This is a genomic window from Coxiella-like endosymbiont (assembly GCF_002871095.1).
Lineage (GTDB): Bacteria > Pseudomonadota > Gammaproteobacteria > Coxiellales > Coxiellaceae > Coxiella.
Window position 1 is genome coordinate 1 of the sequence record NZ_NSHJ01000006.1, and the last position, 3172, is coordinate 3172.

Below are 3172 nucleotides of genomic sequence, written 5' to 3' on the forward strand. Positions count from 1 at the left end.
TTGTTGTTTTACTATCTTTGTAATGAAGTGTGAGGATTTATACTGAATATGTCCTTTCAGGAGTTTCTAAATTCATTCACTGATAACCTGTGGCTTACGAATTCTCAAATTATTCATTTTTTAATTTAATGTATATTTATCGGCATAGTTAAAATACGTTTTAGAACAATTGTATTTATATTTATTCTTTAAAAGCGTATTAATTATTTATTACTGCTTTTTTAGCTGATTATTTTTTTGAAAACTAATCGCGAGATAGAGAATTTTTTAGAGGGGAGAGCGCTGTTGGATGTGGTACTCTCTAAACTTCCAGTTGATAAATTATAGTTCCTAACGAGTAAGTTTTTTTAAAATATAAAACCTTGTTTAAATGTGCTTTCTCAAAAATATGTAAAAACTTAGCAATAAATACAAATCTATTGATACCAAATATAATTTACTAAGGTTATAGTAGATTACGATCGTTCTAATTTTATTGTGGGTCGGATATTTTGAATCTTTTTAAATTTAGAAAAATTAGACTCTAATTAATAATTCCCTAGTCAAAGAAAACAACAGACTGTCGCTTTTTTAGATTCAAGATGAATCAATCCTGATCATTCAAGATTAATCCTGATATTGTTTTGTACAATACGTTTCTTTAATTATAAAACCACCGATTATAAAAGCTAACAAAAATAAAACAGGAATCATGGTTAAAGCAATTTGATAAGCCTGGATACTATAGACAGGCACTGTATTTATCATCCGCCCATCCCAAAATTTATCCAGTAATAATCCTACAAAGGGTTGTAATACTACGCCAGCAAAAATGATTCCCATGTTAGTTAAACCTGAGGCGGTTCCTACAACTTGTGGTCGATTATTGTCAATGACTAAACCGAATGCGATTGCCTGGCTGGAAGAAGCCACACCAAATAAGAAAAGACAAATACTTAGTGCTAGTTTTGGTAATGTAGGCACGTATAAAATTAAACAAGCGCTAATAAAACCTAGAACTGCAGCTGTAATGATCGGTAGACGGCGGCGCTTGATAAAATTGGTCCACCAACCAAAAATAGGACCCCCAATCGCAATACCAATCCAAATTAGAGAGATTAAGCCAGTAGCTGGTAAGTTAGCACGAACATTAGAAAAATGATGTGAGCTAGTGAGAAATAAAGCACCCCATGAGGTAGCAAATAGTGCTACTGGACCCCAGATAGAAAAACCGAATAAAGCAATCCACCATGATTGAGAGCGCTTGAAGACATGGTGAAAATAGATTTTGTTTTTTTTAGGGATAAATTTTGTATTTTGAATAAATTCAGGGTCTGTAGGTGTATCGCGAATAACGAACCAATTTAGAATTGTCAGGAAGAAGCCCAGTAAAGCAATTAAATAAGAAGTGTTTTTCCATCCATAAGTTACCATTAAATGAGCTACAGGAGCTGACCCAATAATTGCTCCTGCACATCCCAAAACTTGAACAAGGCTTGCGTAAAGAGTAAAACGTTGGGCATCTAAAAACCAATGAGCACCTACCCATAAAGTGCCTAAATAAGCTACAGAAGCAGTGAGACCCATAATGATTCTTGCAACGACCGCAATGGGAAAATAGCTTGTGAATCCAAAAAGGGCAGTTGCCATAGCACAGATAAGAAGTCCAAAAGAAAGCAAGCGTCGGGCACCGAATTTGTCGCATATCATGCCCACAGGAATTTGCATTGCAGCATAACCATAAAAAAAACCACTAAACAAAATACTTAATTCACTAGCTTGAATTTTAAATGATTTTAATAAATCGTGTGCCATCACCATTGGCATTACACGAACTAAAAAGTCATAAGTGTAAAAGGAAGAAGCTACCATGCCGATGGTAAAGGACATCAACCAAAGATAGAGTTTGGAATGCTTTGTGTTTGTTGAGATAATCACTTTCTATCCACTATTTATATACACTTAGTAATTAATTTACTATGCTCCCCGCTTCAAAATAACTAGGTACAGTTTAAAATAACTAGGTACATGTACATCTTATTTAGTAGAAACTACAGGGCTAGTTTTTTTATTTTCTGGTCTTTTTAGTTAAGGGTCAAGGATTGATTCTAATAGTATCATAGACATCTAATAGATATCTAAAGAGTATCATAGTATCACAGATATATATCACAGATATATATGATAAATTAAAGAGAAGATTTCATAGTGTACCTTAATTATAAATAGTATTTCATATGTTGGTTTTCGATTTTAATACTGATTGTTGATTTTCCAAATATTTTTGGAAAAATTATTATGTAAAATGTCGTTATATAAATGATTAATTTTAATTTTATTAATTTTAATTGAAATCAAAAAAGTCATCAATGAACTTATCTGTATCGCAGTACAACGATAGGCCCAGAGGTATATAATAATGCCCCCCTTCCCAACAAAGATTGTTTGCGTATCAAAGATTGTTTGCGTATTGATAATATCGATTATTATATCAATTATTAGAATATCTAATGTTGATTAATGCTCTATGCTAGTATAGTTCTTCGGCTACCTAGAGATTCTTTAATATATGTGAACCATTTTATTAAACTACTAATATTATTAAACTTCTATGAATAACAGAACTATTTAAATATGACCAACACAATTAAGATATGGTAACAACATTACCCAGACACTCATGGGGTGGGGTTGTTTTTTTGTGGGTAAGTCCCCCCCCGGGGGGGGGGGGACTTACCTCTGCCCCATGTCCCCTTTGGGGACGTTACATTTATACAAGAAAAGCAAAAAGATAAAAAAATTAAATCAAAGAAATCATCTTCTGAATTAAAGCTGTTAATAATATTAGAGCTTATATTTATAGCCTAGTACAATTCCAACGATCGCAATTTTAAGTAGATAGAAAAATAGTACTCAAGCCTGAAAATCTTTCTGCTGAAGAAGCATTTAAAAATTGATATATTGAGATACTGAGGCTCAATATTGCAAATTTGTTAAAGCAAGAAGAGTAAGCAGATGAGATAAAAACTAATTTATAAGGTGTAATAAAAATACTTAATACCCAAGTTGATAAAATAGTTAATACCAAAATTTTGTTTATAGAAAATTTGTTCGTAAAAAAATTAAGGTTAATTTCTAAAACCTGATTTTTAACAGTCATTATGAATGGATTTGAGTCTACTCTATGATTTTG

2 protein-coding genes are annotated in these 3172 nt (G+C 32.1%); both read right to left on the reverse strand.

The annotated features are described in order from the left end of the window. Window positions 1-606: 606 nt before the first annotated feature. The gene (locus tag CLERM_RS00045; protein ID WP_236905169.1) at window positions 607-1869 is read right to left on the reverse strand and encodes an MFS transporter; all 1263 of its coding nucleotides are present in this window, start codon (window positions 1867-1869) and stop codon (window positions 607-609) included. A 1000-nt stretch (window positions 1870-2869) separates the two neighbouring features. After that, the coding region (locus tag CLERM_RS03970; protein ID WP_206602223.1) for a hypothetical protein at window positions 2870-3172 on the reverse strand (303 nt) is incomplete at its 5' end.

Coding starts and splice junctions, on each gene's coding strand:
- CLERM_RS00045 (WP_236905169.1), bottom strand. CDS start 1,869: ATGTCCTTTACCATCGGCATGGTAGCTTCTTCCTTTTACACTTATGAC.